Annotated in this window: 19 protein-coding genes; 6 read left to right on the forward strand and 13 right to left on the reverse strand. The window is 70.7% G+C overall.

Annotation, left to right across the window (positions count from 1 at the left end; genetic code table 11):
* Positions 1-113: 113 nt before the first annotated feature.
* The gene (locus tag ACIQI8_RS15695; protein WP_402349678.1) at positions 114-752 is read right to left on the reverse strand and encodes a GNAT family N-acetyltransferase; all 639 of its coding nucleotides are present in this window, start codon (positions 750-752) and stop codon (positions 114-116) included.
* A 536-nt stretch (positions 753-1,288) separates the two neighbouring features.
* Here ACIQI8_RS15695 and ACIQI8_RS15700 point away from each other — a divergent pair.
* On the forward strand, positions 1,289-3,073 hold the full coding sequence (locus tag ACIQI8_RS15700; protein WP_402349681.1) for a glycoside hydrolase family 3 protein: 1,785 nt from the start codon (positions 1,289-1,291) through the stop codon (positions 3,071-3,073).
* Positions 3,074-3,208: 135 nt separating this feature from the next.
* Complete coding sequence (locus ACIQI8_RS15705; protein ID WP_402349684.1) at positions 3,209-3,856, forward strand: hypothetical protein; 648 nt, start codon at positions 3,209-3,211, stop codon at positions 3,854-3,856.
* A 46-nt stretch (positions 3,857-3,902) separates the two neighbouring features.
* On the opposite strand, the gene ACIQI8_RS15710 is transcribed toward ACIQI8_RS15705, so the two are convergent.
* The 5 genes from ACIQI8_RS15710 to ACIQI8_RS15730 all read right to left on the reverse strand — a co-directional run bounded on the left by ACIQI8_RS15710 (position 3,903) and on the right by ACIQI8_RS15730 (position 11,762).
* Positions 3,903-5,324, reverse strand: coding sequence for a S28 family serine protease (locus ACIQI8_RS15710; protein WP_402349687.1), 1,422 nt, complete (start codon positions 5,322-5,324; stop codon positions 3,903-3,905).
* A gap of 99 nt (positions 5,325-5,423) precedes the next feature.
* The gene (locus ACIQI8_RS15715; protein ID WP_402350483.1) at positions 5,424-5,813 is read right to left on the reverse strand and encodes a hypothetical protein; all 390 of its coding nucleotides are present in this window, start codon (positions 5,811-5,813) and stop codon (positions 5,424-5,426) included.
* Between the two features lie 137 nt (positions 5,814-5,950).
* A complete protein-coding gene (locus ACIQI8_RS15720; RefSeq protein WP_402349690.1) occupies positions 5,951-9,655 on the reverse strand; it encodes an ABC transporter ATP-binding protein in 3,705 nt (1,234 codons plus the stop codon).
* 133 nt (positions 9,656-9,788) lie between these two features.
* Positions 9,789-10,850: an esterase-like activity of phytase family protein gene (locus ACIQI8_RS15725; protein ID WP_402349693.1), complete on the reverse strand. Its 1,062-nt coding sequence runs from the start codon at positions 10,848-10,850 to the stop codon at positions 9,789-9,791.
* Positions 10,851-10,904: 54 nt separating this feature from the next.
* Positions 10,905-11,762: a serine hydrolase gene (locus tag ACIQI8_RS15730; RefSeq protein ID WP_402349696.1), complete on the reverse strand. Its 858-nt coding sequence runs from the start codon at positions 11,760-11,762 to the stop codon at positions 10,905-10,907.
* A gap of 156 nt (positions 11,763-11,918) precedes the next feature.
* On the opposite strand from ACIQI8_RS15730, the gene ACIQI8_RS15735 reads away from it, so the two are divergent.
* Positions 11,919-14,273, forward strand: a complete 2,355-nt coding sequence (locus ACIQI8_RS15735) for a glycosyltransferase family 39 protein (RefSeq protein ID WP_402349699.1) — start codon at positions 11,919-11,921, stop codon at positions 14,271-14,273.
* 214 nt (positions 14,274-14,487) lie between these two features.
* Entirely contained in the window at positions 14,488-15,294 is an 807-nt protein-coding gene (locus ACIQI8_RS15740) for an endonuclease I family protein (RefSeq protein WP_402349702.1), read from the forward strand.
* 492 nt (positions 15,295-15,786) lie between these two features.
* Here ACIQI8_RS15740 and ACIQI8_RS15745 read toward each other — a convergent pair whose 3' ends face one another.
* The 5 genes from ACIQI8_RS15745 to ACIQI8_RS15765 all read right to left on the reverse strand — a co-directional run bounded on the left by ACIQI8_RS15745 (position 15,787) and on the right by ACIQI8_RS15765 (position 21,105).
* On the reverse strand, positions 15,787-16,365 hold the full coding sequence (locus ACIQI8_RS15745) for a hypothetical protein (RefSeq protein ID WP_402349705.1): 579 nt from the start codon (positions 16,363-16,365) through the stop codon (positions 15,787-15,789).
* A 202-nt stretch (positions 16,366-16,567) separates the two neighbouring features.
* Positions 16,568-16,864 carry a hypothetical protein gene (locus ACIQI8_RS15750; RefSeq protein WP_402349708.1) on the reverse strand — a complete coding sequence of 99 codons (297 nt, stop codon included), beginning with the start codon at positions 16,862-16,864 and terminating at the stop codon, positions 16,568-16,570.
* Positions 16,865-16,941: 77 nt separating this feature from the next.
* A complete protein-coding gene (locus tag ACIQI8_RS15755; RefSeq protein WP_402349711.1) occupies positions 16,942-18,627 on the reverse strand; it encodes a thiamine pyrophosphate-binding protein in 1,686 nt (561 codons plus the stop codon).
* Positions 18,624-19,592 (reverse strand): agmatinase, encoded by a 969-nt coding sequence (gene speB / locus ACIQI8_RS15760; RefSeq protein ID WP_402349713.1) that lies wholly within the window; start codon positions 19,590-19,592, stop codon positions 18,624-18,626. Before speB ends, ACIQI8_RS15755 begins: the two co-directional genes overlap by 4 nt.
* 61 nt (positions 19,593-19,653) lie before the next feature.
* A complete protein-coding gene (locus tag ACIQI8_RS15765) occupies positions 19,654-21,105 on the reverse strand; it encodes a sodium:solute symporter (RefSeq protein ID WP_402349716.1) in 1,452 nt (483 codons plus the stop codon).
* A 169-nt stretch (positions 21,106-21,274) separates the two neighbouring features.
* Here ACIQI8_RS15765 and ACIQI8_RS15770 point away from each other — a divergent pair, with 169 nt between their 5' ends.
* Complete coding sequence (locus ACIQI8_RS15770; RefSeq protein ID WP_402349719.1) at positions 21,275-22,729, forward strand: PucR family transcriptional regulator ligand-binding domain-containing protein; 1,455 nt, start codon at positions 21,275-21,277, stop codon at positions 22,727-22,729.
* Between the two features lie 117 nt (positions 22,730-22,846).
* A complete protein-coding gene (locus tag ACIQI8_RS15775; RefSeq protein WP_402349722.1) occupies positions 22,847-23,635 on the forward strand; it encodes a phosphatase in 789 nt (262 codons plus the stop codon).
* Between the two features lie 13 nt (positions 23,636-23,648).
* Here the strand turns inward: ACIQI8_RS15775 and ACIQI8_RS15780 are convergent, their stop codons facing one another.
* Together ACIQI8_RS15780 and ACIQI8_RS15785 are read right to left on the reverse strand one after the other, a co-directional pair.
* Positions 23,649-24,632: a cation diffusion facilitator family transporter gene (locus ACIQI8_RS15780; protein ID WP_402349725.1), complete on the reverse strand. Its 984-nt coding sequence runs from the start codon at positions 24,630-24,632 to the stop codon at positions 23,649-23,651.
* Between the two features lie 11 nt (positions 24,633-24,643).
* A complete protein-coding gene (locus ACIQI8_RS15785) occupies positions 24,644-25,510 on the reverse strand; it encodes an acyl-CoA thioesterase (RefSeq protein ID WP_402349727.1) in 867 nt (288 codons plus the stop codon).
* Positions 25,511-25,533: the final 23 nt, after the last annotated feature.

Here is a 25,533-nt window from a genome sequence, read left to right on the forward strand (position 1 = left end):
TCCAGCCACCCCCCTGAAAGCCCGCGTCCAGCCACCCCCTGAGCAGCCTCACGGCACCGGTACCTCGACCGGTACCTCGCACGGCCCCGCCACCGATATCTCTCTCCCGACCCCTACCCCCGCACCCCGCTCACCCGCCGTCGAGCCACCCGCGCCTCAAGCCTCTCCCGGCACTCCGGCCACTCCTGTGCCGTCACCGAGTAGATCGCGGAGTCCCGCAACCGCCCGTCCTCCCCCGGCGCCCAGGACCGCGACCAGTTCCGCAGGACGCCCTCGAAGCGGGCGCCGACGCTCTCGATGGCCGCGCGGGAGCGGCTGTTGCGCGCGTCCGTCTTCAGGTCGACGCGGGCCACGCCCCACTCCTCGAAGGCGTGCCGGAACAGGAGGAGCTTGGCCTCGGAGTTGACGCCCGTGCCCTGTGCGGAGCGCGCCAGCCAGGTGAACCCGACCTCCACCGCGTCGAGCCGGTCCTCCGACAGCCAGGACCGCGGCTCCCAGTACGAGGTCGCGCCCACCGCCCGCCCGGTGGCGAGGGACACCTGCGCGTAGGGCGCAAGCCGTCCCGTCGCCGCGCGGGCGAGCTGCGCGTCGATGTACGCCGCCGCCTCGTCGGCCCGCGGCACCCATGTGAACGCGTACGTGTCCCGGTCCTCCTCGGCCGCCACCGCGAGATCGGCCGCGTGCCGCCGCTCCAGCGGCTCCAGACGCACCAGTTCGCCCGCCAGGACCGGCCCCCGCAACTCGAAGGTCACCCGCGACTCCTCCTTCGTGACCGCGCCCGCGACCGCGCGAACGCCCCTTGGAAACCCGGGTGAGTCTTCCGTACCCGCGCCGGGTCGTCGAACGGGATTCCGGGCACGCGGAGCCCGGTCGCCGCGCGCGGGACCACGCGTCACTCGTGTCGGCGGGGTCGCAGAGGGCGTACGCACTCTGCGGGAGCCGTGGTCCAAGACCAGGGCCCACCCGTCCCGTTGGCCCCTGCGCCACCAACTTCCCGGAATCGTCGGCACGGCGGGAACCCCCGCCGACTACGGTTCGTCCAACCTCCGAGCTGCCGGATGAGTCCCGTGGTGCGGTGTCGGCCCTCGCTGCTGGCTGCGATCGCTGACCTACCCTCTCCGCCGTACCACGGCCGGCAGAAGCCGCCATCGGCGCGCCCCCCTCCAACAGCGCCGATGGCGGCCCCTCTTCACGTACCGTGCGCACTCCCTTGACTGGCAGAAACTTCCCGGATATTGCTGACTCCTCGGAAGTTTCCTTCAAAGGATCACCTCCGGAAGGAGCGCACGTGCCCTCCAGACGCACCGTTCTCACCGCGACCATGGGCGTCACCGCATCCCTCGCGATCGGCGGCACCGCCCACGCCGACGACAAGAGACTCCGCTCGCTGATCTCCCGTATGACGCTGCCCGAGAAGGTCGGCCAGCTCTTCGTCATGCGGGTCTACGGCCACTCCGCCACCGCCCCCGACCAGGCCGACATCGACGCCAACCTGAGCGAGATCGGCGTGCGCACGGCAGCCGAACTGATCGCCAAGTACCGGGTCGGCGGCATCATCTACTTCACCTGGGCGCACAACACCCGGGACCCGCACCAGATCGCCGGCCTCTCCAACGGCATCCAGAAGGCCTCGCTCAAGCAGCCGCGCGGGCTGCCCGTGCTCGTCGCCACCGACCAGGAGCACGGCATCGTGTGCCGGGTGGGCAAGCCCGCCACCCTCTTCCCGGGCGCGATGGCGATCGGTGCCGGCGGCTCCCGCGCCGACGCCCGCACGCTCGGCCGGATCTCCGGTGCCGAGCTGCGCGCGATGGGCATCAACCAGGACTACTCCCCCGACGCCGACGTGAACGTCAACCCGGCCAACCCGGTCATCGGCGTCCGCTCCTTCGGCGCCGACCCGGACGCGGTGGCGGAGCTGGTCGCCGCCGAGGTGAAGGGATATCAGAGCAGCCGGGTGGCCGCGACCGCCAAGCACTTCCCGGGACACGGCGACACCGCCGTCGACAGCCACTTCGGGTTCCCGGTCATCACGCACAGCCGCGCGCTGTGGTCCACGCTGGACGCCGTGCCCTTCCGGGCCGCGATCGACGCCCGGATCGACTCGATCATGACCGCCCACATCATGGTCCCGGCGCTCGACGACTCCGGTGACCCGGCCACCCTCTCCCACCCGATCCTCACCGGCATCCTGCGCGGGGAACTCGGCTACGACGGGGTGGTGATCACGGACTCGCTGGGCATGGAGGGCGTACGGCAGAAGTACGGGGACGACCGCGTGCCCGTGCTGGCCCTGAAAGCCGGCGTCGACCAACTGCTCAACCCGCCCTCCCTCGACATCGCCTGGAACGCGGTGCTGAACGCCGTGCGGGACGGGGAGTTGACCGAGGCGCGGCTCGACGAGTCGATCCTGCGGGTGCTGCGGCTGAAGGCGCGGCTGCGGCTGTTCGAGGAACCGTATGTCCGGCAGGCCGACGTGGACCGGGTGGTCGGCACCCGGACGCATCTCGCGGCGGCCGACCGGATCGCGGAGCGGACGACGACCCTGCTGGTCAACGAGGGCGGGCTGCTGCCGCTGTCGCCCGGGGCGCACAAGAAGGTGCTCGTCGTGGGCGCGGACCCCGCCTCCCCCTCCGGCACCACCGGGCCGCCGACCGGTGTGCTCGCCGCCGCGCTCACCGGGCTCGGCTTCACCGCCACCGCGCTGTCCACCGGCACCGCTCCCTCCGCGGCCACGATCGCGAAGGCGGTCGCCGCGGCCAAGGACGCGGACGCGGTGGTCGTGGGCACGTACAACGTGACGGCGGCCGACGCGCAGACGAAGCTCATCGAGCAACTGGTGGCCGGCGGGAAGCCGGTGGTCGCGGTCGCGATCAGGAATCCGTACGACGTGGCCCGGCTGCCGTCCGTACGGGCCTTCCTGGCCGCCTACTCCTGGACCGACGTCGAACTGCGGGCCGCCGCGCGGGTGATCGCCGGCAAGGCGGCACCGCGCGGGAAGCTGCCGGTGGCGGTGCAGCGGGCCGACGATCCCACGAAGGTGCTGTACCCCGTCGGACACGGGCTGTCGTACTGAGCCCTGGACGGCGGGCGTAGGGGAGGTACGCCACACAACCGGCGTACACCCACCAATCGGCCCGAACCACCCCGTATGCCTGGCGTGTGCCCGCTGTGGCGGGTCACGCTGGGCGGGGGTACCGGGGGGTTCACGATGCGTGAGAGAAGTTCTGTGGGGGTGGTCTGCGCACTGGTGGCACTGCTCGCTGCCCTGGTGTCGGGCTGCGGCGTCCTGTCGGCGTCCGGTTCGGAGGGCGGCGACGCGAGCGCCGCACCGACCGGGACGGAGCGGGCGACGGCGAGCCAACAGTCCGGCTACGGGGCGGTGTTCCTGGGGGTCGACGAGTGCAGCTCGTTCGGGACGACCAGCTTCACCGAGGTGCCGTGCACCAGTGAGCGGGCGGCGGCGCGGGTGGTGGCGCGGTACGACGGCACGGTCGGCGGGGGCCCGCTGTGCCCGGCGACCACGGACTTCGTGCTGCACATCAGCGAGCAGAGCCCGTCCTCCGACGAGGACGGTGACGGCTCGGTGCCGCAGGGGTACGCCTGCATGCGCGACCTGGAGCCGCCGCATCCCGGCGACCCGGGCGGCGGGGGCGGTCCGCGCACCATCGTCGGCGACTGCGTCTACGGCTCCGGCAACGGGCAGGTCCGCGAGACGGCGTGCGACGGCAGCGGCAAGAAGAAGCCGCAGTACAAGGTGGTGAAGGCGGTCGCGAAGCGGACCCAGTGCCCGGCGACGACGGCCCTGTACGTGCAGTTGGAGGGCGAGGAACGGGTGGGCTGCGCCCGGCCGGTGTGATCACGGCTGACTCGCATGTGATCAACGGCCGGGCGCAGCACCGGAGTTACGGACGCAGCGCGGGCTCGCGCTCCACGTCCCGCACGTCCAGCTTCCGGTCGAACGTCGCCAGCGGCTTGGCCTGCGCCGCGGTGGCGGCGGGGACGCCGGCCCAGGCGAGGATCCGGGCGGTGGCGAGCGCCTTCTGGTCGGCGGCCAGGCCGGCCACGTTGGCGCCGTGGTTCAGGCCGGGCGCGGTGAAGACGTACGCGTCCTTCGCCCCCTTGCCGACGGCGAAGCGCTCCGCGCCCCACGGGTCGTTCTGGCCGTAGACGAAGAGCATGTGGCGGGCGTTGTGCTTGACCCACGAGTCGACGTCACGCATCGCGGACGGCTGGAACTTCATCGGGATCGAGCGCGGCACGAAGTTCCGCGGCGGCTGGTAGCCGTAGCGGATGTACTTCTTCTCGATGTACGGGAAGTGGATCGTGGGCGCGCCCAGCTGGGTGCCCGCCTGGTAGTAGTACGGCGTGTACGGCTCCAGGCCCTGGTCCGTGTAGAAGGAGAAGCCGGAGATCGTGTCGACCGAGGTCCAGATCGCGTCGTCGGTCGCGTTCTTGGCGTCGGCCGGGATGTCGGCGCAGTCCGAGAGCAGGCTGTACTGCCAAAAGCCCCAGACGTAGTCGAGGACGACGGCCTCGTACGCCTTGTCCAGGCTGCCGACGGTGGTGAAGGTGTAGCCGTTCTCGGCCGCGTACGCCGCGTACTTCTGCTCCAGCGGCTCGCGGCGCACGAGGGCCTCGCGCTGCACGGCGTTCAGGCGGTCGCGGCACTCCTTGGTGCCGACCTTGGTGAAGAAGCGGTCGTAGGCCGAATCCTCGTTGTTCACCACGTCGTTGGGGGCGACGTACGCGACGACGCCGTCCATGTCCTTAGGGTAGAAGCGCTCGTAGTACGTGGCGGTCATGCCGCCCTTGGAGCCGCCCGTGGAGATCCAGTTCTTGGCGTAGATCTTCTTCAGCGCCTTGAAGATGCGGTGCTGGTCGCTGGCCGCCTGCCAGATGTCCAGCTTGCTCCAGTCGGCCGGGGCCGGCCGGGACGGGGTGAAGTAGCGGTACTCCATGGAGACCTGGTTGCCGTCCACGATCTGGGTCGGCTCGCGGCGGCTGGGCGTCGTGGAGACGTTGTAGCCGCCGGTGTAGAAGACCGTCGGGCGGCTGACGTCCTTGTGCAGCACGGTGATCCGCTGCTGGAAGGTGCCCTTGGACGGGTGCCGGTGGTCGACGGGCTGGGTGTAGTTCAGGACGAAGAAGCGGTAGCCGGTGTACGGCTTCTCCTCGATCAGGCTCATCCCCGGTATGGAGAGCAGCTGATCCTTGATGTCGGTCGTGCCGCCGGCCGCCGGCTGGGCGGCGGTGGCCGCCCCGGCCGTGCTCAACGTGCCTATCAGCACGGTGAGCGCCAGCAGCCATCTGAGCGCCTTGCGCATGCACACTCCCCTGTGGATACAGATGTCCGCCGGAAGCTAACCGAGCAACCGGCCTCCGCACCAGGGGAGTTCAAGAAAAGCTTGTAAGAAAGCCGCGAATCAGCAAAGAATCCAGCCCGAACTGACCGAGCCCCGGCCCACCGAGCCCTTGATCCACACACAGCGGTGCCCGGCGTGCACGGTGATGGGACCCGCGTGGTGGGTGTACTTCCCCTTGTCCACCACCGGCCGGTTGCCGCGCGCCTGCACACTGACCGACATGGTCCGCTTGGTGCCGCTCGCCGTCCTGGGGAAGGTGACGGCACACACGTACCCGTTGCGCTTGTATATGTGGACGACCCCGGTGGAGAAGGGCAGGTCACGCACCTTGCGCCCGCCGCAGTAGGAGTCGGCCTGGGCACTGGCGGGCGTGGCGAGCGCGAGCACTCCGGACACGGTCAGCACGGCCGTACCGAGGGCGAACCACCTCCGTATCGCACCTGTGTCCACTGTCATCCCTTCCGTATCGCCGCGGGCCGGCCCGTCGATGAGCGTACGGGTGTACGGACGCAGGACGTACGTCGGATGGTTGCGCAGGCGCTCCGCGCGGACGGCGGCCACCGACTCGCGTCTCTTCCCTCTTCCGCTCAGGCCCCCACGGGCGCGTCCTCCCCGACGAACGTCCGCCACAGCTCGGCGTATCGGCCGCCTCGGGCCAGGAGTTCGTCGTGCGTGCCGTCCTCCACCACCATCCCGTGGTCCATCACCACCACCCGGTCCGCTCGGGCCGCCGTGGTCAGGCGGTGGGCGACGACCAGGGTGGTGCGGCGGCCGGTGAGGCGGTCGGTGGCCTGGTTGACCTGGGCCTCCGTGGCCAGGTCGAGGGCGGCCGTGGCCTCGTCGAGGAGGAGGATGTCGGGGTCGACCAGTTCGGCACGGGCCAGGGCGATCAGCTGGCGCTGGCCCGCGGAGAGGTTGCGGCCGCGCTCGGCGACCTCGTGGAGGTAACCGCCGTCCAGCGTGGCGATCATCTCGTGCGCGCCGACCGCGCGGGCCGCCGCCTCGACCTGGGCGTCGGTGGCGTCCGGGCGGCCGTAGGCGATGGCGTCGCGGACGGTGCCCTGGAAGAGGTACGCCTCCTGCGGGACCACGCCCAGGCGGTGGCGGTAGGCGGTGATGTCGAGGGTGCGCAGATCGGCGCCGTCGACGGTCACCCGACCGCCCGTGGGGTCGTAGAAGCGGGCCACCAGCTTCACCAGGGTCGACTTGCCGGCGCCCGTCTCGCCGACGAACGCGACCGTCTGTCCGGCCGGGATGCTCAACTCGACGCCGCCGAGCGCCTCTTCGCCCTCCCCGTACGCGAAGTGCACATCTTCGAAGGCGATTTCGCCTCGCAGGGAGAGCACGTCCAGCGGTTCGTCGGCGGCCTTCGTGGAGGTCGGTTCCCGGAGCAGCTCCTGGATGCGGCCCAGCGAGACCGAGGCCTGCTGGTAGCCGTCGAAGACCTGGGAGAGCTGCTGGACCGGCGCGAAGAACAGGTCGATGTAGAGGAGGTACGCGACCAGCGCGCCGGTGGTGAGCGTGGCGTCGTCGATGCGACCCGCGCCCGAGATCAGCACGGCGGCCGCGGCGACCGACGACAGCAGCTGGACGAAGGGGAAGTAGATCGAGATCAGCCACTGGCCCCGGGTCCGCGCCGCCCGGTAGCTCGCGCTGCGCTCCGCGAACCGCGCCCCGCCGTCCCGTTCGCGCCGGAACGCCTGCACGATCCTGAGCCCCGACACCGATTCCTGGAGGTCGGCGTTGACCACCGACACCCGCTCACGGGCCAGTTCGTACGCCTTCACGCTCGCCCGGCGGAAGAAGAAGGTGGCGATGATCAGGGGCGGCAGCGTCGCGAACACGACGAGTGCGAGCTGGACGTCGATCACCAACAGCGCGCCCATGATGCCGAAGAAGGTGACGACCGAGACGAACGCCGTGACCAGACCGGTCTGCAGGAAGGTCGAGAGGGCGTCGACGTCCGTCGTCATCCTCGTCATGATCCGTCCGGTCAACTCCCGCTCGTAGTAGTCGAGTCCGAGCCGCTGCAGCTGGGCGAAGATCTTCAACCGCAGTGCGTACAGCACCCGTTCGCCGGTCCGTCCGGTCATCCGGGTCTCACCGGTCTGCGCCGCCCACTGCACGGCGACGGCGACCAGGCCGAACAGCGCCGCCGTCCACACCGCGCCGATCGCCAGCGCGGAGACGCCCTTGTCGATGCCGTGCCGGATCAGCACGGGCAGCAGCAGCCCCATGCCCGCGTCCACGGCGACCAGCCCGAGGCTGATCAGCAGCGGCCGCCGGAAACCGTGCAGCAGGCGTCCAAGACCGTACGACTCCTCCGGCCGCACCGCCCGCGCCTCGTCGATGCCGGGGAGGTCGGTCGCGGGCGGCAACGCGTCGACCTGGTCCAGGAGTTCGGGCGTGGCGGGCATCCCGGCCAGCGCGGTGTCCTTGGGCGCGCGGTCGCCGGTCCACAGCCGCGGGGTCACTCCGCGCTCGGCGTCGAACTCGGCGTCCAACTCATCGCGTACGGAAGTGTCCTCGGCCGGTACGGCAGGCAGCGCGTGGCCGGGCGAGACACCGCCGAGTTCGTCGGGGTCGGTCAGCAGGCGGCGGTAGAGGGCCGAGCGCTCCTGGAGCTCCTCGTGGGTGCCGACGTCGGCGAGACGGCCCGCGTCGAGGACGGCGATGCGGTCGGCGAGGCCCAGGGTGGAGCGGCGGTGGGCGATCAGAAGGGTGGTGCGCCCCCGCATGACCTCCTTGAGCGCCTCGTGGATCTCGTGCTCCACGCGCGCGTCCACGGCCGAGGTCGCGTCGTCGAGGACCAGGAGGCGCGGGTCGGCGAGGATCGCGCGGGCGAGGGCGACGCGCTGGCGCTGGCCGCCGGAGAGGGTGAGGCCGTGCTCGCCGACCGTGGTGGCGTAGCCCTCGGAGAGTTCGGCGATGAAGCGGTCCGCCTGGGCGGCGCGCGCGGCGGCCTCGACCTGTTCGTCGGTCGCGTCGGGGCGGCCGTAGGCGATGTTGTTGCGGACCGTGTCGGAGAAGAGGAAGGAGTCCTCGGGGACCAGGCCGATCGCGGCGCGCAGCGAGTCGTGGGTCAGCTCGCGGACGTCGTGGCCGCCGACGAGAACGGCGCCGTGCGTGACGTCGTAGAAGCGCGGCAGGAGCAGGGAGACGGTGGACTTGCCGGAGCCGGAGGAGCCGACGACCGCGAGGGTCTCGCCGGCGCGGATCTCGAAGGAGAGCCCGTCGAGCACGGGGCGCTCGTGGTCGTACCCGAAGGACACGTCGTCGAACTCGACGGTCGCGGGCGCGTCGGCGGGCAGCTCCTTCGTGCCGTCCTTCATGGTCGGCTCGGTGTCGATCAGTTCCAGGACGCGCTCGGTGCCGGCCCGGGCCTGCTGGCCGACGGTGAGCACCACGGCGAGCATCCGGACCGGGCCGACGAGCTGGGCGAGATAGGTGGAGAACGCGACGAACGTGCCGAGCGTGATGTGCCCGCGCACCGCCAGCCAGCCGCCGAGCGCCAGCATGGCGACCTGACCGAGCGCCGGGACGGCCTGCAGGGCAGGGGTGTACCGGCTGTTCAGCCGGACCGCGCGCAGCCGCCCCGCGAACAGCCGCCGCCCGACCTCCCGCAGCTTCCCGGTCTCCTGCTCCTCCTGCCCGAACCCCTTCACCACGCGTACGCCGCTGACGGCACCGTCGACCACGCCCGCGACGGCGGCGGCCTGGGCCTGCGCGTACCAGGTCGCGGGGTGCAGCTTCGTACGGCTGCGCCGCGCGATCCACCACAGCGCCGGGGCCACCGCGAGGGCGACCAGGGTGAGCGGCGGGGACAGCCAGGCCATGATCCCGAGCGAGATCACGAAGAGGAGGAGGTTCCCGATGGTCATCGGGAGCATGAAGAGCAGGCCCTGGATCAGCTGGAGGTCGCTGGTCGCGCGCCCGACGACCTGACCGGTGGACAGCTCGTCCTGCCGGCGGCCGTCGAGCCGGGTGATCGTCTCGAACATCTCCGTCCGCAGGTCGTGCTGGACGTCGAGGGCGAGCCGGCCGCCGTAGTAGCGGCGGATGTAGGTGAGGACGTAGACGACCACGGCGGCGGCGATCAGGGCACCGGCCCAGGGGGCCATGCCGCGGCTGTGGTCGCCGATCACGTCGTCGATGATCACCTTGGTGACCAGGGGGACGACGGCCATCACGGCCATGCCGCCCAGCGACGAGCCGAGAGCGAGAATGACGTTCGCCGGATGGCGCCAGGCGTATCCGGCGAGTCGTCTTACCCAGCCCTGCTGTTCCTGCACGCCGGTGCCCTTCGTTGTCCTTCGTACTGATCCACGTACCTGATCCACGTACCTGATCCACCGAAGGACACCAACGTCAGCTGAAGCGGATTTCATCCCTCCGCAACAAAGAGAGATGACAGGGAAGCCTGGGTCAGACCCGTACCCGAAGGTAGTAGAACCGGGTCGTCTGGACCGCGTTCTGGTTGTCGTCGCTCACCAGGAGGACCTTGAGGCGGCCCTTCTCCCTGCCCGTGATCGTCATGCCCTCGATGTTGTCGAGGAGGGGGTTGGGCTGGGGCTGCTTCGCCGTGGCGCCCAGGGTGGGGCAGGTGGCGATGTCGGTGAGGAGGGTCTTCTTGATCAGGCGTACGCCCGCCTGGCCCGTGAGGTTCTCGATGCCGCTGGTGTCGGTGGCGCGGCGGGGGTCGGCCAGGTAGAGGCGGACGGTGTTGCCGACGCCCGCCGTGAAACCGCGCTCCAGGACCAGGAGGCGGCCGTCGGGGGTCGCCTGGACCTCGGGGACGCCGAGGATGGCGTCGTCGGTGCGGTACGCGTACTGCGCGCCGAGCGTGAAGTGGTCGCCCTCGGTCCGGTTCCAGGTCTGGAAGCGGACGATGCCGGTGGAGTCGCCGGCGAGGGCGTACTCCATCGAGGCGAGCAGGGTGCGGCCGCCGGGCAGCAGGGTCAGGCCCTCGAAGGTCTGGTTCGAGGTGGCCCGGCCGGCGGGCGCGACGAGCAGCGAGGACGGGACCGGGAGGCGGTCGAGGATCTTGCCGTCGCGGGAGTAGCGGCGGATCGACGGCTCGGTCTCCGACGTGATCAGACGGGTGCCGTCACGGTCGATGACCAGGCCCTCGGAGTCGAGTGCCGCGCCGTTCTCGTCGGCGAGCTGGACGACCTTCTTCGGGGCCGGCGTCTTCGCGTTCAGGTCGAACAGCGAGGAGCGGTCCGAGAGTGCCGCCAGGGAACCGTCACGGTCGACCGCCAGCGCGGAGAGATTGCCGACGAACGTGCCCTGGTACGTCGTCTTGTCCAGGGCGTCGGAGAAGCGGTCGAGGGAGACGGCGGGCGAACACGCGTGACTCCCGGAGGAGTTGGCGCTTCCAGCGGACCCGGCGGAGGCGGACCCCGCGGAGGCCGGCCCGGCGGCGGTCAGGCACGTGGCCGCCGCCAGGGCCGCGGTGACGGTCGTGAGTACGGTTCTCAGGCGCATGGGCGTCACCGTAGGACGGGGACAGTGACGACCGGGAGACCGTTCCGTGAAAAATCAGCTCGCGGCCAGGTCCTTGTGGATGACCTTGGCGACGCCCTGGATGGTGGTGATCCCGTAGTTCATGGTGCTGTTGCCGTGCGTCAGCACCGTGATCGTGTAGTCGTGGCCGCCCCCCTTGAACGTGCCGACGCTGTGCACGCGCCAACCGTGCGTGGCGCGTTGCAGCCAGCCGTTCTTGACGTGCACGGAGACCCCGGAGGGGGCACCGTACGGGGTGCCCCAGCGCTGGGACGAGATGACCTGGCCCATCAACTTCTGGATGTAGTCACGGGCGTTGTCGCTCAGGACGCTGTTCTTCGCGGTGATCAGCTTGAGCAGCTTCTGCTCGTCGGTGACCGTGATCTGGGTGAGCCCCCAGTAGCCGTTCGCGCCGGGCTTGGTCTGCGTCATCTTGGCGGCGGCCAGGAAGCCCTTGATCTTCGTCATGCCCAACTGCTTCCAGAGCTTGCTGGTCGCGTCGTTGTCGGACTTGGTGATCATGGCCTTGGCGCGGGCGGCCTCGGTGTCGGTCAGATACCGGTTGTGCTTCTTCGCGTCCCACAGCAGCGTGGCGAGGACGGTGACCTTGACGACGCTCGCCGAGTCGAAGGCGCTGGAGGCGCGGAGCGAGCACGTGGTGTTGGTGGTGCGGTCGTAGAGGCCGACCGCGATGGTGCCCTTGCGGTTGGCGAGGGCGGCGGTGATGTCCTTCTTGAGCTTGGTCGCGAGCGCCGCCTTGGACGACGTGCAGGCGACGGTGGGCGTGGCCGCGGCGGCGGGCGTGGCGGCGGTGGCGGTGGCCACACAGGCGGCGAGCGTGGCGCCGGCGATCCATCTGGCACGTACGGATATTCCGTGTTCCCCGTTAGTCATGCCCTCTATGACTCACAGGTTCGACCGAAAGGTTGTACGCATCGCTGTCCAATTGGGCAACGACTGAACAAGACGTTGCCGAGCCCTTGGTCGATTCACAGCCGGGGGCCAGGTTCGCCACAGCGCGCGCCCACTCCCCGTCACCACGATGCTCGGGTGACATCTGCCACCGATCCGCACCCCCACACCGAGACCGTGTCCGAGAACTGGCCGCCGCCGACCCCGCCCGCGGCGCCCTCGGACAAAGCACCGCGCTGGTCGCTGCCCGCCCTGATCGCCATCCTGGTGGTGGCGGCGGCGCTGTACTCCTGGAATCTGTCCGGGTCCAGCCTCAACAGCTTCTACAGCTCGGCCGTCTACAGCGGCACCAAGAGCTGGGAGGCCTGGTTCTTCGGCTCGCTCGACGCGGGCAACTTCATCACGGTCGACAAACCACCGTTCGCCCTGATGGTCATGGGCCTGTCCTGCCGGATCCTCGGCTTCGGCACCTGGCAGATGATGCTGCCGGAGGTCGCCGCCGCGCTCGGCACGATCTGGATCCTGCACGCGTCCGTGAAGCGGTACTTCGGGCACGTGGCCGCGGCGATCGCCGCGCTCGTCCTCGCGCTGACGCCGATCACGGTCGCCATCAACCGGGACAACAACCCCGACACCCTGCTCGTCCTGCTGATGGTCGGCGGCGCGGCCCTCGCCCTGCGCTCGGTGCGCACCGAGCGCCTGCTGCCGCTGATCGGCTCGGCGGTCTGCTTCGGACTCGCCTTCAACACCAAGATGCTCCAGGGCTACATCGCCCTGCCCGCGGTCTTCGCCGTGTACCTCTTCGCGTCGAAGCTGGGCTGGAAGAAGAAGGTCGTCCAACTGGCCCTGGCCACGGTCGCGTTGGCCGTCTCCAGCTTCTGGTGGGCCACGGCCGTGTCCCTGGTGCCGGCCGACGACCGCCCCTACATCGGCGGTTCGACGGACGGCAGCGCCTGGAACCTGATCATGGGCTACAACGGCCTGGGCCGCGTCCTCGGCGGCGAGGGCAACGGCGCAGGCGGCGGTGGCGGGGCCGGTGGGGGCGGCGGAGGCGGCACCTTCGCCGGTACCGCGGGCCTGGGCCGGATGTTCAACGACATCCTCGGCGGCCAGATCTCCTGGCTGATCCCCTTCGCGGGCATCGCGCTCGTGGCCGGCCTGGTGCTGCGCGGGCGCGCCCCGCGCACCGACCCCACGCGTGCCGCGCTGGTGCTGTGGGGCGGCTGGCTGGTGCTGCACTACCTGACCTTCGCGATGGCCGAGGGCACCATGCACCCCTACTACACGACCGCGCTCGCCCCGGGCATCGCGGCGCTCACCGGTGGCGGCGGCGTCATGCTGTGGCGCGCCTTCCGTAGCGGTGACGCCCGCTGGTCGTGGGTGCTGCCGGCAGGGCTCGCGGTCACCGGCATCTGGGCGATCGTGCTGCTGCGCCGGGCCACGGACTGGAACACCTGGCTGTGGCCGGCGGTCGGCGTGGTCATGGTCCTCGCGATCGTCGGCCTGTTCGTCTTCCGCGCGGCGAACGGCGGCACCGGGGCCCGGCTGCTCGCCGTCTCCGTCGCGGCGGCGATCGTGGCGGCCCTCGCGGGCCCGACGGCGTACGCGGCCTCGCCGGCCCTCTCCTCCACGAGCGGCGGCATGGGCGGCACCAACCCGACGGCCGGCCCCTCCACGGGCGGCGGCGGTCCCGGCGGGGGCGGCGGCCGGGGCGGTTTCGGCGGCCGGCGCGGCGAGTTGCCGGGCGGCACGCAGCAGGGTGGCGGCGGCCAGGCGAACGGGGAGTTCCCGGGCGGCGGCCAGGGCCAGATGACGCCGGGCGGTGGCGGCACCGGTGAGCTGCCGCAGGGCGGGGGCGCGCCGAGTGGGGCACCCAGCGGGGCTCCCAGTGGCGGCGGTACGGCCCAGGGCGGCAGTACGGCTCCGGGCGGCACCGGCGGTACGGGCGGTACGGCTCCCGGCGGCACCGGTACCGGCGCCGCACCCGGCGGCACGGGCGGTGCCCGGGGCGGCTTCGGCGGCGGGGGCGGGATGGGCGGGGGCGGCGCATCCACCGAGCTCGTCTCGTACCTGGAGAAGCACCAGGACGGCGCCAAGTGGCTGCTCGCGGTGGCCAATTCGCAGTCCGCGGGCCAGCTGATCCTCAGCACCGGCAAGCCGGTCATCTCCATGTGGGGCTTCACCGGCTCCGACAAGGCGATGACCCTCGCCAAGCTCAAGGAACTTGTGAAGAAGGGCGAGTTGCACTACATCCAGGTCGGTGGCGGCGGCATGGGCGGCAACAGCAGCCTCAACCAGGAGATCACCAGCTGGGTGGAGAAGAACGGGACGGCGGTGAAGGAGAGCGAGTACAGCAAGAGTTCGACGCCGGACGCGTCATCCGGATCCGGCTCGTCCTCGTCCTCATCCTCATCCTCGTCCACGTCCACGTCCACGTCCACGCAGACGACCACGTCGACGATCTACCGTCTGGACCCGTCGGACGTCAGGTGAGTGACTGACTGAGCAAAGCGCGCGCCAATGGCCTCTCAACGGCCCCTGACCTACCGGTCGGGGGCCGTTTTGGTACGTCAACTCGCGTAGACAAGGCCCGATTTGCCGTTTCCAGTCACCGAATGGACACGCGGGGTCCATTTACACGGCTGCATGTCCATGCCACGCTCCCGATTGCCGCCTCCATTCAACCCGCGTAGATGGGACCCCCTTTATGCTGGCGACACGCATCCGCCGCTGGAAGACAGTGGCCCTGACGACGGCAGCCGTCCTGGTCGGCCTCAGCGTCCCCGCGCTGACCGCGACCCCGGCCGCGGCCACGACCACGGCGTACGACACGACGTACTACAAGAACGCGGTCGGCAAGACGGGTACGACCCTGAAGTCCTCGCTGCACACGATCATCAGCGCCAACGTCACGAAGATCTCGTACTCCGCGGTCTGGGACGCGTTGAAGGCCACCGACCAGGATCCGAACAACAGCAACAACGTGATCCTGCTGTACAGCGGGGTGTCCCGCGCCAAGTCCCTCAACGGCGGCGATGTCGGCGACTGGAACCGCGAGCACACCTGGGCGAAGTCCCACGGCGACTTCGGCGAGGTGACCGGCCCGGGCACGGACCTGCACCACCTGCGTCCCGCGGACGTCCAGGTCAACAGCATCCGCGGCAACCTGGACTTCGACAACGGCGGCAGCGCGGTCACCAACGGCGGCGGCTCCACGGTCGACTCCGACTCCTTCGCGCCGCGCGCGGCGGACCGGGGCGACGTGGCCCGCATGATCCTCTACATGGCCGTGCGCTACGAGGGTGACGACGGGTTCGCCAACCTGGAGCCCAACGAGAAGGTCGGCAACGGCAGCAACCCGTACATGGGCAAGCTCTCCGTCCTCAAGGCGTGGAACGAGGCGGACCCGCCGAGCGCGTTCGAGGAGAAGCGCAACCAGGTCATCTACGACACGTACCAGCACAACCGGAACCCGTTCATCGACCACCCGGAGTGGGTCGAGGCGATCTGGTAGACGGGAACCGCTCGGCCGCGTACCGCTCGCCTGCGGCATGCCACCAGGCGGGCGGTACGGGGCCGTGCACGACCGAGTCCGACTGCGGCTGATCGGGATGAAGCCCGAGCCGCCGCAACGCCCCGCCCTCCACCTGAACAGAGAACCAACCACGCCACCGCCCGCTCACCGGATCCGGCCCACAGGCAAGCCCGAAGCACAGCTCGTCGTCCTCGAACGGCATCCAGTCGATGCCGTGCTCGCGCAGTCAACCGAGCAGCTGCCGCAGGGGATTGGGGCAGCCGGGAAGATTCTCGACACTCAGAACGTGCACCCACTCAGCCGGGTCCGCCGTCGCCTTGAGGCCCTTCTCCGACTCGTGTCTCTTCACCAGTCCCCTTCCACCGTCATCGCGGCGTAAGCCGTCATTCAAGCCGCGTCCTCGACAGCCGTGGCCGCCCCAGAACGACCTTCCCTGCAAGGCATATTCGGCCTCGAACACCCCGGCGAGGATCACAGCACGGCCGCCCGAGCGGCGTCGTACGGGTCCCAGTCCGAGTCCAACACCACCCTGAGCCCCTCGGCACGGACGGCGTCCCGCTCCGATGGCCAGACCGGATAGACCGCGACGAGCTCCACGAGATCGTCGGTGTCCCCGCCCGGGGCCGTCACATCGATCCCGTCGCTGAGGGCCGGCACGGGCAGGATCGGGGCCAGGACCAGACTGCTCAGGCCGGACGGCGGCACGTACGGCTCCTTGTAGCCGATCACCATGCCGGGATCGAACGGGCACAGACCGCGAAGGGCGGCCACGACCCGCGCGGGGACCTTCGGCCAGGCCGACCCTGTCGACCGCATGGTGATGCAGAGTTCACGAACGGGCCGCTCGTGCAACCGTTGCCACGGGGACAGACCATAGGTGACTCCGGTCACGAACCCGGGCTCGGGCACGTCCACGAAGGCAAGGGCGAAGACCTCACCGTCGTCGATCGCCCGCGGCTCCACCTCGTGGATGTCCGGCTCCGCGCCCACGATGGAACTCAGGCGGTCCACGAAGCGAGCGAACCGGTCGGCGTCGCCGGGCCGGGCCACTGAATCACCTTCTCTCAACCGGTGTGCCGGGCGAAAGCACCTGTGCCGGGGGCTTCAGGATCGAACTCTGTCGACCAGATGCACCAATGCTTTTCCGGGCTCCCACCGTAGGGGCGGGAAACGCGTCGCAGGTGCCGTGCGGGAGTCAGCGACGAAACGCAGCGTCGTCGGCGAGCAGTGGATTCCCAGCTCGCCCACCGGGTCAGGACGAGAGATCCCGTTGCTCCCTGATCCTGCGCAGGCGTTCCGCGACCGGTACCTGCCCTGGGGGCCTCAGGATGAACTTGTTCTTCATCTCGTCGAAGGCACTCAGATAGCAGGACACACGGTCTCCCACCTCGTAGTTGTCGTCATCGTCGATGTACAGGACATCGATGAGGCCGTCCCGTGAGAGGCCCAGGTCCACGATGACCCCCCACGGGAAGACGGCCGTGGCCTCTCCCTCCGCGACGCTCCCCACGAGGCGCATCTCGGCGTCGGGCACTTCACGGTCGGTCATATGCCGGCCCTCCGGGCGGCGATGATTCAAGGTCATTTCAAGACCGACCCGCCCCACAGGCCACTCCACACACACCCTCACCCAAGATGCGTAGCCGCGAACATCCGCAGTACAGCCGGGAGTACGACCACGGACGGCCCCGGCGTCGACAGCGCCTTCGCCAGGTCCGTCTCCAGTGTCTTCGGGCTCGTCCGTACCCCCGGCACCCCGAACGACTCCGCCAGCGCCACATAGTCCGGTCGCGTCAGTTCCGTCGCCGTCGTCCGGCCGAAGGCGTCCGTCATGTACTCGCGGAGGATGCCGTAGCCCCCGTCGTCGACGATGAGCCACGTGACGTCGAGGTCGTACTGCTTCGCCGTCGCCAACTCGGCGATCGAGTACAGCGCCCCTCCGTCACCCGACACCGCCAGCACCGGTCGCGAGGGGTCGGCCACCGCCGCTCCCAGCGCCGCCGGGAAGCCGTAGCCCAGACCGCCGGCGCCCTGGGCGGAGTGGAGCAGGTTGGGGCCCCTGGCGTCGAAGGCCGACCAGGCCCAGTACGCGAGGATCGTCATGTCCCAGAAGGACGGGGAGGAGGCGGGGAGCGCCCGGCGCACCGACGCCAACACGTCCTGTTCCAGGGTGAGTTCCTGGGAGGCGAGGCGGTCCGCGACGCGGGCCAGGACCTCACGCACCTTCTCCGGCGCCTCCTCGTCCTCCCTCGGGGACACCGTCTCCAGCAGCGCCTGCAACGCCAGTCGCGCGTCCGCGTGGATGCCGAGCGCGGGGTGGTTGGACTCCAGCTTGCCGAGGTCCGCCTCGATCTGGATCACCCGGCCGCGCGGCTTGAACGTGTGGTAGTTGGAGGACAGTTCACCCAGCCCCGAGCCCACCACCAGGAGTACGTCCGCATCCTCCAGGAAGTCCGTGGTGTGGCGGTCCTCGATCCAGGACTGGAGGGACAGGGGGTGCGTCCAGGGAAAGGCACCCTTGCCGCCGGGGGTGGTGACCACCGGGGCCCGCAGCGTCTCCGCCAGCTGTCGCAGCTTGCCCGAGGCGTCGGAACGTACGACTCCCCCGCCCGCGATGATCGCCGGGCGGGCGGCGTTCGACAGCAGGTCGGCTGCCACCGCGGTGAGTTCGGGGCGCGGCGGCAGCTCCCCGGGGAAGGCGTCGCCGCCCGTCACCACCGGGATCGACGTCTCTGCGAGCAGCACGTCCTGCGGGATCTCCACCCACACCGGGCCGTGCGGAGCGGTCAGGGCCGACTTCCAGGCCGCCTCGATCGCGGAGGGGATCTGCGACTGGGTGCGGACGGTGTGGACCGACTTCACAACGCCCCTGAAGGAGGCCGACTGGTCCGGGAGTTCGTGCAGATAGCCGTGGCGGCCGCCGCCCAGACCGGCGGTCGGGATCTGGCTGCTGATCGCCAGCACGGGTGCGGATGCGGCGACCGCCTCCTGGAGGGCCGCCAGGGACGTCAGCGCCCCCGGTCCCGTCGACAGCAGCAGCGGGGCCGCCTCGCCCGTGATCCTGCCGTACGCGTCCGCCGCGAAGCCCGCGTTGTTCTCCACACGCAGGCCGATGTAGCGGAGGTCGGAGCGCCGCAGCGCGTCGAACATGCCGAGCGCGTGCTGGCCGGGCAGGCCGAAGACGGTCGTCGCGCCGAGCGCGGCCAGCGTCTCCACGACCAGGTCTCCGCCGTTGCGGCCGGGAGGAGGGTTGAGAGCAGCGGAAATCTGCGCCTCCGTCGGACGGAGCACCAGGTCGTGGTCGTGAGTCACTGCGCGCGGGCCTCTGCAATCTGGCGGGACATGATCGTGGTCAGTTCGTACGCCGTGTGCGACGCCGCCACCGACGTGATCTCGGCGTGGTCGTACGCCGGTGCCACCTCGACGACGTCCGCCGACACCAGGTTGCAGGATGCCAGGCCGCGCAGGATCTCCAGAAGTTCGCGGGAGGTCATGCCGCCGGCCTCGGGCGTGCCGGTGCCGGGCGCGTGGGCCGGGTCGAGGCAGTCGATGTCGATGGAGATGTAGAGGGGACGGTTCCCGATGCGCTGACGGAGCTGGTCGGCGACCTCGTCGACGCCTCGGCGCATCACGTCCGCCGACGTCACGATCCCGAAGCCCATCTTCGCGTCGTCGGTCAGGTCCTGCTTGCCGTACAGCGGCCCGCGCGTCCCGACGTGCGACAGTGCCTCCGTGTCGAGGATCCCCTCCTCCACCGCCCGCCGGAACGGCGTCCCGTGCGTGTACTCCGCCCCGAAGTACGTGTCCCAGGTGTCGAGATGGGCGTCGAAGTGCAGCAGGGCGACCGGGCCGTGCTTCTTGGCGACCGACCTCAGCAGCGGCAGCGCGATCGTGTGGTCGCCTCCCAGGGTCATCAACCGGGCGCCGGTTCCGAGGAGTTCATCAGCCGCCGCCTCGATCGTGTCCACTGCCTCGTTGATGTTGAACGGGTTCACGGCGATGTCGCCGCCGTCCGCCACCTGCGCCAGCGCGAACGGGGACGCGTCCTGCGCCGGGTTGTAGGGCCGCAGCAGCCGGGACGCCTCGCGGATCGCGTTGCCGCCGAAGCGGGCGCCCGGCCGGTAGGAGACGCCCGAGTCGAACGGCACCCCGACCACGGCCACATCGGCGCGGCCGACCTCGTCCAGGCGTGGCAGCCGGGCGAAGGTCGCGGGTCCGGCGTACCGCGGGACGCGGGAGGAGTCGACGGGACCGCGGGGCGACTCGGGGGTACTCATGGTCGTATGCCTTCCTTCTGTCCTGCTGTCTTGCTGTCTTGCTGTCTTCTTGCCGTGTCTTCTACCGGGATACCGGAACCGGCTCGGGAACCGCTCGTCCGGACAGTCGTTCCCGCCATGCGTCGAGCACCGCCGCGTCGGTCGCCGGTGTCGCCAGTGACACGACGACGTAGACGACGAGGGACGACAACAGGCCGTAGTAGATGGGCTCGTTGGCGAGGATGCCGTAGCCCGCCATCAGGCCGACGACCGCGAGGCCGCCGACGACCACGGAGGCGAGCGCGCCCTGCGCGGTGCCGCGCCGCCACAGCAGTCCGCCGAGGATCGGGACGAGGAGACCGCCGACGAGCAGGTTGTACGCCACCGTCAGCGCCTCGACGACGTTGTTGAGCGCGATCGCCGTGACGATCACCGCGACGCCCATGACGAGGATGAAGAGCCGGTTGTCCCGCACCTCGTCCTTCTCGGTCTCGTCCCGCCGGACGGCTCCCCGCAGCTTCGACCAGATGTCGTTGTTGGCGACCGTGGCGCAGGCGATCAGCGCGCCGGAGGACGTCGACATCACCGCGGCCAGGGCAGCCGCCAGCACCAAACCCCGTACGCCGACCGGGAGTTCGTCCTTGACGATGGTCGCGAAGGCGTCGTCCGGGCTGCCGAGGTCGGGGTACAGGACCTTGGCCGCCGTGCCGATGACGGCGCCCGCGACGGCGTAGACGAGGCAGTAGGTGCCGGCGACCGTGCCGCCCCACTTGGCCGTCCTGTCGCTGCCCGCCGTGAACACCCGCTGCCAGATGTCCTGGCCGATGAGCATGCCGAAGGTATAGATCAGGACGTACGTGAAGATCGTTTCGCCGCCGATGCCCAGCGGGTCGAAGTACTCGGTCGGCAGCTTCGCCTTCATCTCGCTGAAGCCGCCGGCCTTGACAACCGCGATGGGCAGCAGGAGAAGGAGTACGCCGATCGTCTTGACCACGAACTGCACCATGTCGGTGAGGGTGATCGACCACATGCCGCCCAGTGTCGAGTACGCGACGACGATCGAGCCGCCGAGGATGATCGCGACCGTACGGTTCATGTCGAAGAGGACGTCGAAGATCGTGGCGTAGGCGATGGTCGAGGTGACGGCGAGCATGAGGGTGTACGCCCACATGACGACGCCGGAGATCACGCCGGCCCGGCCGCCGTAGCGCAGGTCGAGCATCTCGGAGACCGTGTACACCTTGAGGCGCGCGATCCGGGCCGAGAAGAAGACCGACAGGGCCAGCAGCCCGAGGCCGATGGTGAAGACCATCCAGGCGCCGGAGAGGCCGTACTGGTAGCCGAGGCCCACGCCGCCGATGGTGGACGCGCCGCCGAGGACGATGGCGGCCATGGTGCCGGAGTACATCGCGGGCCCCAGGCGCCGGCCGGCCACCAGGAACTCGCTCTTCGACCTGGCGCGGCGCATGCCCCACCAGCCCATGGCCAGCATGCCGGCCAGATAGACGACGATCACCGCGTAGTCGACAGCCACGGGGGTCCCTCCTTCGCAGGTTCCTGGACCAAAGGATTTCTCGACCAGAGGATTCCTCGGCGGGAGGCTCTCCCGGCCGGAGGTTTCCTCGACCATAGGTGGCCGGAATGTGGCTGCGAAGTGTACGTTTCATCCATTCGAGGTGGCCTGAGTGGAGGAAACGCACACCATGCCGGATCCCGCTGTTCCGCCTACTCCCCCAGTGCCCCTCGCGGCACTTCTGGCCCGCGAGGACCTGGCCCTGCGGCAGATCGCGGGCCCCGCCGACACCGGCGTCGTCATCCACTGGGCGCACACCTCGGAGATGGCCGACCCGTACCCGTATCTGCTGGGCGGCGAGCTGCTGCTGACCGCCGGTGTGCACATTCCCGAGGCGGCCGGGTCGGGGACCTACTTCGACGACTACGTGTCGAGGATCGTCGCTGCGGGCGGTGCGGCGCTCGGGTTCGGGGTGGCGCCGGTGCACGACACCGTGCCGCGGGCGCTGGTCGCGGCCTGCGAGGCGTACGACCTGCCGCTCGTCGAGGTGCCGCCGCAGACCACCTTCTCCGGCGTGGCCCGCGCCGTCTGGCAGCTCATGGCCCAGGCCCGCCTCGCCGAACTGCGCCGGATCAGCGAGGCCCAGCAGAGCCTGGCCGCGGCGGCGGCCCGCCCGGACCCGGTACCGGCCGTGCTGCGGCAGCTGTCCCAACGGGTGGGCGGCCGGGCGGTGTTGTACGGCCCCGAGGGCGCCGAGATCTCGGCGGCGGGACGGCAGCCCGGGGACGAGGTGCGGGTGGCGTTGGCCGAGCTGGCCCGGGTCGTCACCAGCCGCACCTCCACCACCGCCAGCGACACCACCGCCGACACCCACCTCGCCGCCTACGCCCTCGGCGTCGACCGGGGTTTCGTGCTCGGGGTGGCCGCGCCGGGCCGCGAACCCGGCGACCAGGCCATCGCCTCCGTGGCCGCCGTCCTGCTCTCCCTCCTCACCGGCGAACACCACAGCGGCACGGGCGCCGCCCGCTCCTCGGCCCTGGTGCGGCTGCTGCTCGGGGCGCCCGCGGAGGACGCCGCGCCGCTGCTCGGATCCGGTCCCTGGCGCGTCGTGCACGCGCGGCCGGACCGTCAGTCCCCCGACCCGGTGGCCGCCTCCGCGCTGGGCGCGGCCCTCGGCTCGCCGCTGGTCGACGTGGCACGGGACGTCGTACGGGTCCTGGTGCCCGCCGACCGCGAACCGGGCCCGCAGCCCGGCTGGACCCTCGGGGTCAGCGCCCCCGCTGCCCCGACCGCGTGGCCGGCCGCCGACACCCAGGCGGCCCGCGCGCTGGCCCGGGCCCGGGCCACCCGGACGGACCTGGTCCGGCACGACGAGCGCGCCGGGCTCGGCGACCTGGTCCCGCCCGAGGAGGCCGCGGCCCACGCCCGTACGCTGCTCGCCCCGATCGCCGACACCCCGGCCCTCACCGAGACCCTGCGCACCTGGCTCTCCCTGCACGGCAGTTGGGACCGTACGGCCGTCGCCCTCGCCGTCCACCGCAACACCGTCCGCCAGCGCGTCGCCCGCTGCGCGGCGCTCCTGGCCACCGACCTGGACGACCCGGACGTACGCATGGAGCTGTGGTTCGCGCTGCGGGGTCATTAGGGGTCCGGGCGGTGGAAGGCAATGAGTACGAGGCACAACCGGCATGAGTACGTGACGCACGTCCCAGCGTTCGGTACGTCAGGGACGCGCACAGTCGGCTGCCTCACAATGGGAATCATGCCGATACCCGGGACACCCCACCGCGCCGAACTCGTCGAGCACCTCGTCAGGACCCGCATCGCGGGCGATGTCGCCACCCCGCGCGAGAACAACCTCAGCCACTACCGCAAGCTCGCGAACGGCGACCGCCACTACTGGTTCGGCCTGGAGTTCGGCGACCGCTGGAGCGACGAGCAGGACGTGCTCGCGGTGATGGCGGAGCGGGTGGGTGTCAACGACGACCCGGAGTACCGCTACGGGCAGGACACCATCGACGCCGAGCTGACGGTGGACGGGCTGGAGCGGCTCGCGGCGCGGCTGCGCAAGGCGGCGGACGGCGAGCAGCGGGTGCTGTTCGCGACCGGTCACCCGGGCGGCCTGCTGGACGTGCACCGCGCCACGGCCGCCGCGCTGCGCACCGCCGGCTGCGAGATCGTCGTGATCCCGGAGGGGCTGCAGACGGAGGAGGGGTACGTCATGCAGTTCGCGGACGTGGCGGTCCTGGAGCACGGCGCCACCCTGTGGCACACCCACTCGGGCGAACCGATGAAGGCCATCCTGACGGCGCTGGAGCGCGAGGGCCGCCCGCTGCCCGACCTGGTCGTCGCCGACCACGGCTGGGCGGGCTACGCCGGACAGCACGGCGTGGACTCCGCGGGGTACGCCGACTCCAACGACCCGGCCCTCTTCCTCGCCGAGTCCGAGGGCACCGTCCAGGTGACGGTCCCGCTCGACGACCACGTCGTCAGCCCGCGCCACTACGACCCGATGACGGCGTACCTGTTGGCGGCGGCGGAGCTGGCGTAGGCACGACCGGCTGTCACGGCCACGGGTTCAGCCCCTCGTCCCGGCGCTGCGCATACCCCGGCGTCGGGTCCAGGTACACCCGCCCGATCCCGGGGAACGCCTCTCGCAGCCGCTGCTCCGCCCGTTCGCAGGCCCACTCGATCTGGGCCGCCGTCGACGCGTCCCGGAAGTCGACCTTGGCGGCGACGAGTGCCTCGCGCGGGCCCTGCACGAGGGTCGTCAGTTCCAGTACGGCCTCGATGTGCTCGTCCGCCAGCAGCTCCGCGCGGATCCGGTCCCGCATGGGCCTGGGCAGCGGGCGCCCGATGAGGAACTCCGCGTTGGAGCGGCCCAGCACCCAGGCGACGACGAGCAGGAGCAGGCCGATGAGCAGCGAGGCGAGGCCGTCCCAGACACCCGAGCCGGTGAGCTGGCCGCCCAGCAGCCCGCCCGCCGCCAGGACCAGGCCGACCAGCGCGGCCGAGTCCTCCAGCACGACCGCCTTCACGGCGGTGTCCGGGGTGCGGCGGAAGTAGACCCGGAAGGGCGCCCGGAACCGCGCCGCCTCACCCTTCGCCTGCTTCAGCCCCGTACGCAGCGAGTAGCCCTCCAGCACGAAGGCGACCGCCAGGACGATGTACGACACCAGCGGGTCGCCGAGGTCCTCGCCCGCGACCAGGGTGTGGATGCCGTCGTAGAGGGAGAAGACCGCGCCGCCGACGAAGGTGGCGACGGCGGCGAGCATGGCCCAGATGTAGCGCTCGGGGCCGTAGCCGAGCGGGTGTTCCTCGTCGGCCGGCTTCTCGCTGCGCTTGAGCGCGGTGAGCAGCAGGAGTTCGGTGACCGTGTCGGCGACCGAGTGCGCCGCCTCGGAGAGCATCGCGCTGGATCCACTGATGACGCCGGCGACCGCCTTGGCGAGCGCGATCCCGAGGTTGGCGACGGCGGCGACCATCACCGTGAACGTGCTCTCGCCGCCGCCGTCTTCGTGTGTTTCCGTCTGCTCCGTCTGCCCCATGCCCCACAGTCTCACCGAGGGACGCGGACCACGCCCTCCTGGATCACCGAAATCGCCAGCCGGCCGTCCTGCGTGTAGATCCGGGCCTGGCCCAGGCCCCGGCCGCCGTACGCGGAGGGCGACTCCTGGTCGTAGAGCAGCCACTCGTCCGCGCGGAACGGCCGGTGGAACCACATCGCGTGGTCGAGCGAGGCTCCTACGACATCCCCTACCGCCCAGCCGCCGCGGCCGTGCGCGAGCAGGATCGAGTCGAGCAGGGTCATGTCGGAGACGTAGGTCGCGAGGACCACGTGGAGGAGGGGGTCGTCCACCAGCTTGCCGTTGGTGCGGAACCAGACCTGGGAGTGCGGCTCGCGCGGCTCGCCGAAGCGGCCGTACGGCGGGTCGTCGACGTATCGGAGGTCGATCGCCTCGCGGGCCTCAAGGAATCGTTCGACGATCCCCCGGTCGAGGTGGTCGTAGCCGAGAAGCCGCTCCCGGCCGGTGGGTACCGTCTCCGGATCGGGGGCGGGCGGCATGGGCGCCTGGTGGTCGAGGCCTTCCTCGTACGACTGGAAGGACGCCGACAGCGCGAAGATCGGCCGGCCGTGCTGGACGGCGAGCACGCGGCGGGTGGTGAAGGAGCGGCCGTCGCGGATCCGCTCGACGGTGTAGACGATGGGCGCGCCCGGGTCGCCGGTGCGCAGGAAGTACGCGTGCAGGGAGTGGGCGTAGCGGTCGGCGGGGACCGTACGCCCGGCGGCGACCAGTGCCTGCGCCGCCACCTGGCCCCCGAAGACGCGGGGGACGACGGCGGAGCGGGACTGGCCGCGGAAGATGTTCTCCTCGATCTGCTCCAGGTCGAGCAGATCGAGGAGATCCTGTAGTGCCTGGCTCATGTGATCGTTTCTACCGGCCGGCA

It is taken from the genome of Streptomyces sp. NPDC092369 (genome assembly GCF_044755245.1).
Taxonomy (GTDB): domain Bacteria; phylum Actinomycetota; class Actinomycetes; order Streptomycetales; family Streptomycetaceae; genus Streptomyces.

Excerpts from the sequence above, each read along its gene's own strand:
- ACIQI8_RS15770 (WP_402349719.1), top strand. The coding sequence starts at position 21,275 with ATGCCGGATCCCGCTGTTCCGCCTACTCCCCCAGTGCCCCTCGCGGCA.
- ACIQI8_RS15750 (WP_402349708.1), bottom strand. The coding sequence starts at position 16,864 with ATGACCGACCGTGAAGTGCCCGACGCCGAGATGCGCCTCGTGGGGAGC.
- ACIQI8_RS15785 (WP_402349727.1), bottom strand. The coding sequence starts at position 25,510 with ATGAGCCAGGCACTACAGGATCTCCTCGATCTGCTCGACCTGGAGCAG.
- speB (WP_402349713.1), bottom strand. The coding sequence starts at position 19,592 with ATGAGTACCCCCGAGTCGCCCCGCGGTCCCGTCGACTCCTCCCGCGTC.
- ACIQI8_RS15740 (WP_402349702.1), top strand. The coding sequence starts at position 14,488 with ATGCTGGCGACACGCATCCGCCGCTGGAAGACAGTGGCCCTGACGACG.
- ACIQI8_RS15725 (WP_402349693.1), bottom strand. The coding sequence starts at position 10,850 with ATGCGCCTGAGAACCGTACTCACGACCGTCACCGCGGCCCTGGCGGCG.
- ACIQI8_RS15780 (WP_402349725.1), bottom strand. The coding sequence starts at position 24,632 with ATGGGGCAGACGGAGCAGACGGAAACACACGAAGACGGCGGCGGCGAG.
- ACIQI8_RS15710 (WP_402349687.1), bottom strand. The coding sequence starts at position 5,324 with ATGCGCAAGGCGCTCAGATGGCTGCTGGCGCTCACCGTGCTGATAGGC.
- ACIQI8_RS15730 (WP_402349696.1), bottom strand. The coding sequence starts at position 11,762 with ATGACTAACGGGGAACACGGAATATCCGTACGTGCCAGATGGATCGCC.
- ACIQI8_RS15775 (WP_402349722.1), top strand. The coding sequence starts at position 22,847 with ATGCCGATACCCGGGACACCCCACCGCGCCGAACTCGTCGAGCACCTC.
- ACIQI8_RS15705 (WP_402349684.1), top strand. The coding sequence starts at position 3,209 with ATGCGTGAGAGAAGTTCTGTGGGGGTGGTCTGCGCACTGGTGGCACTG.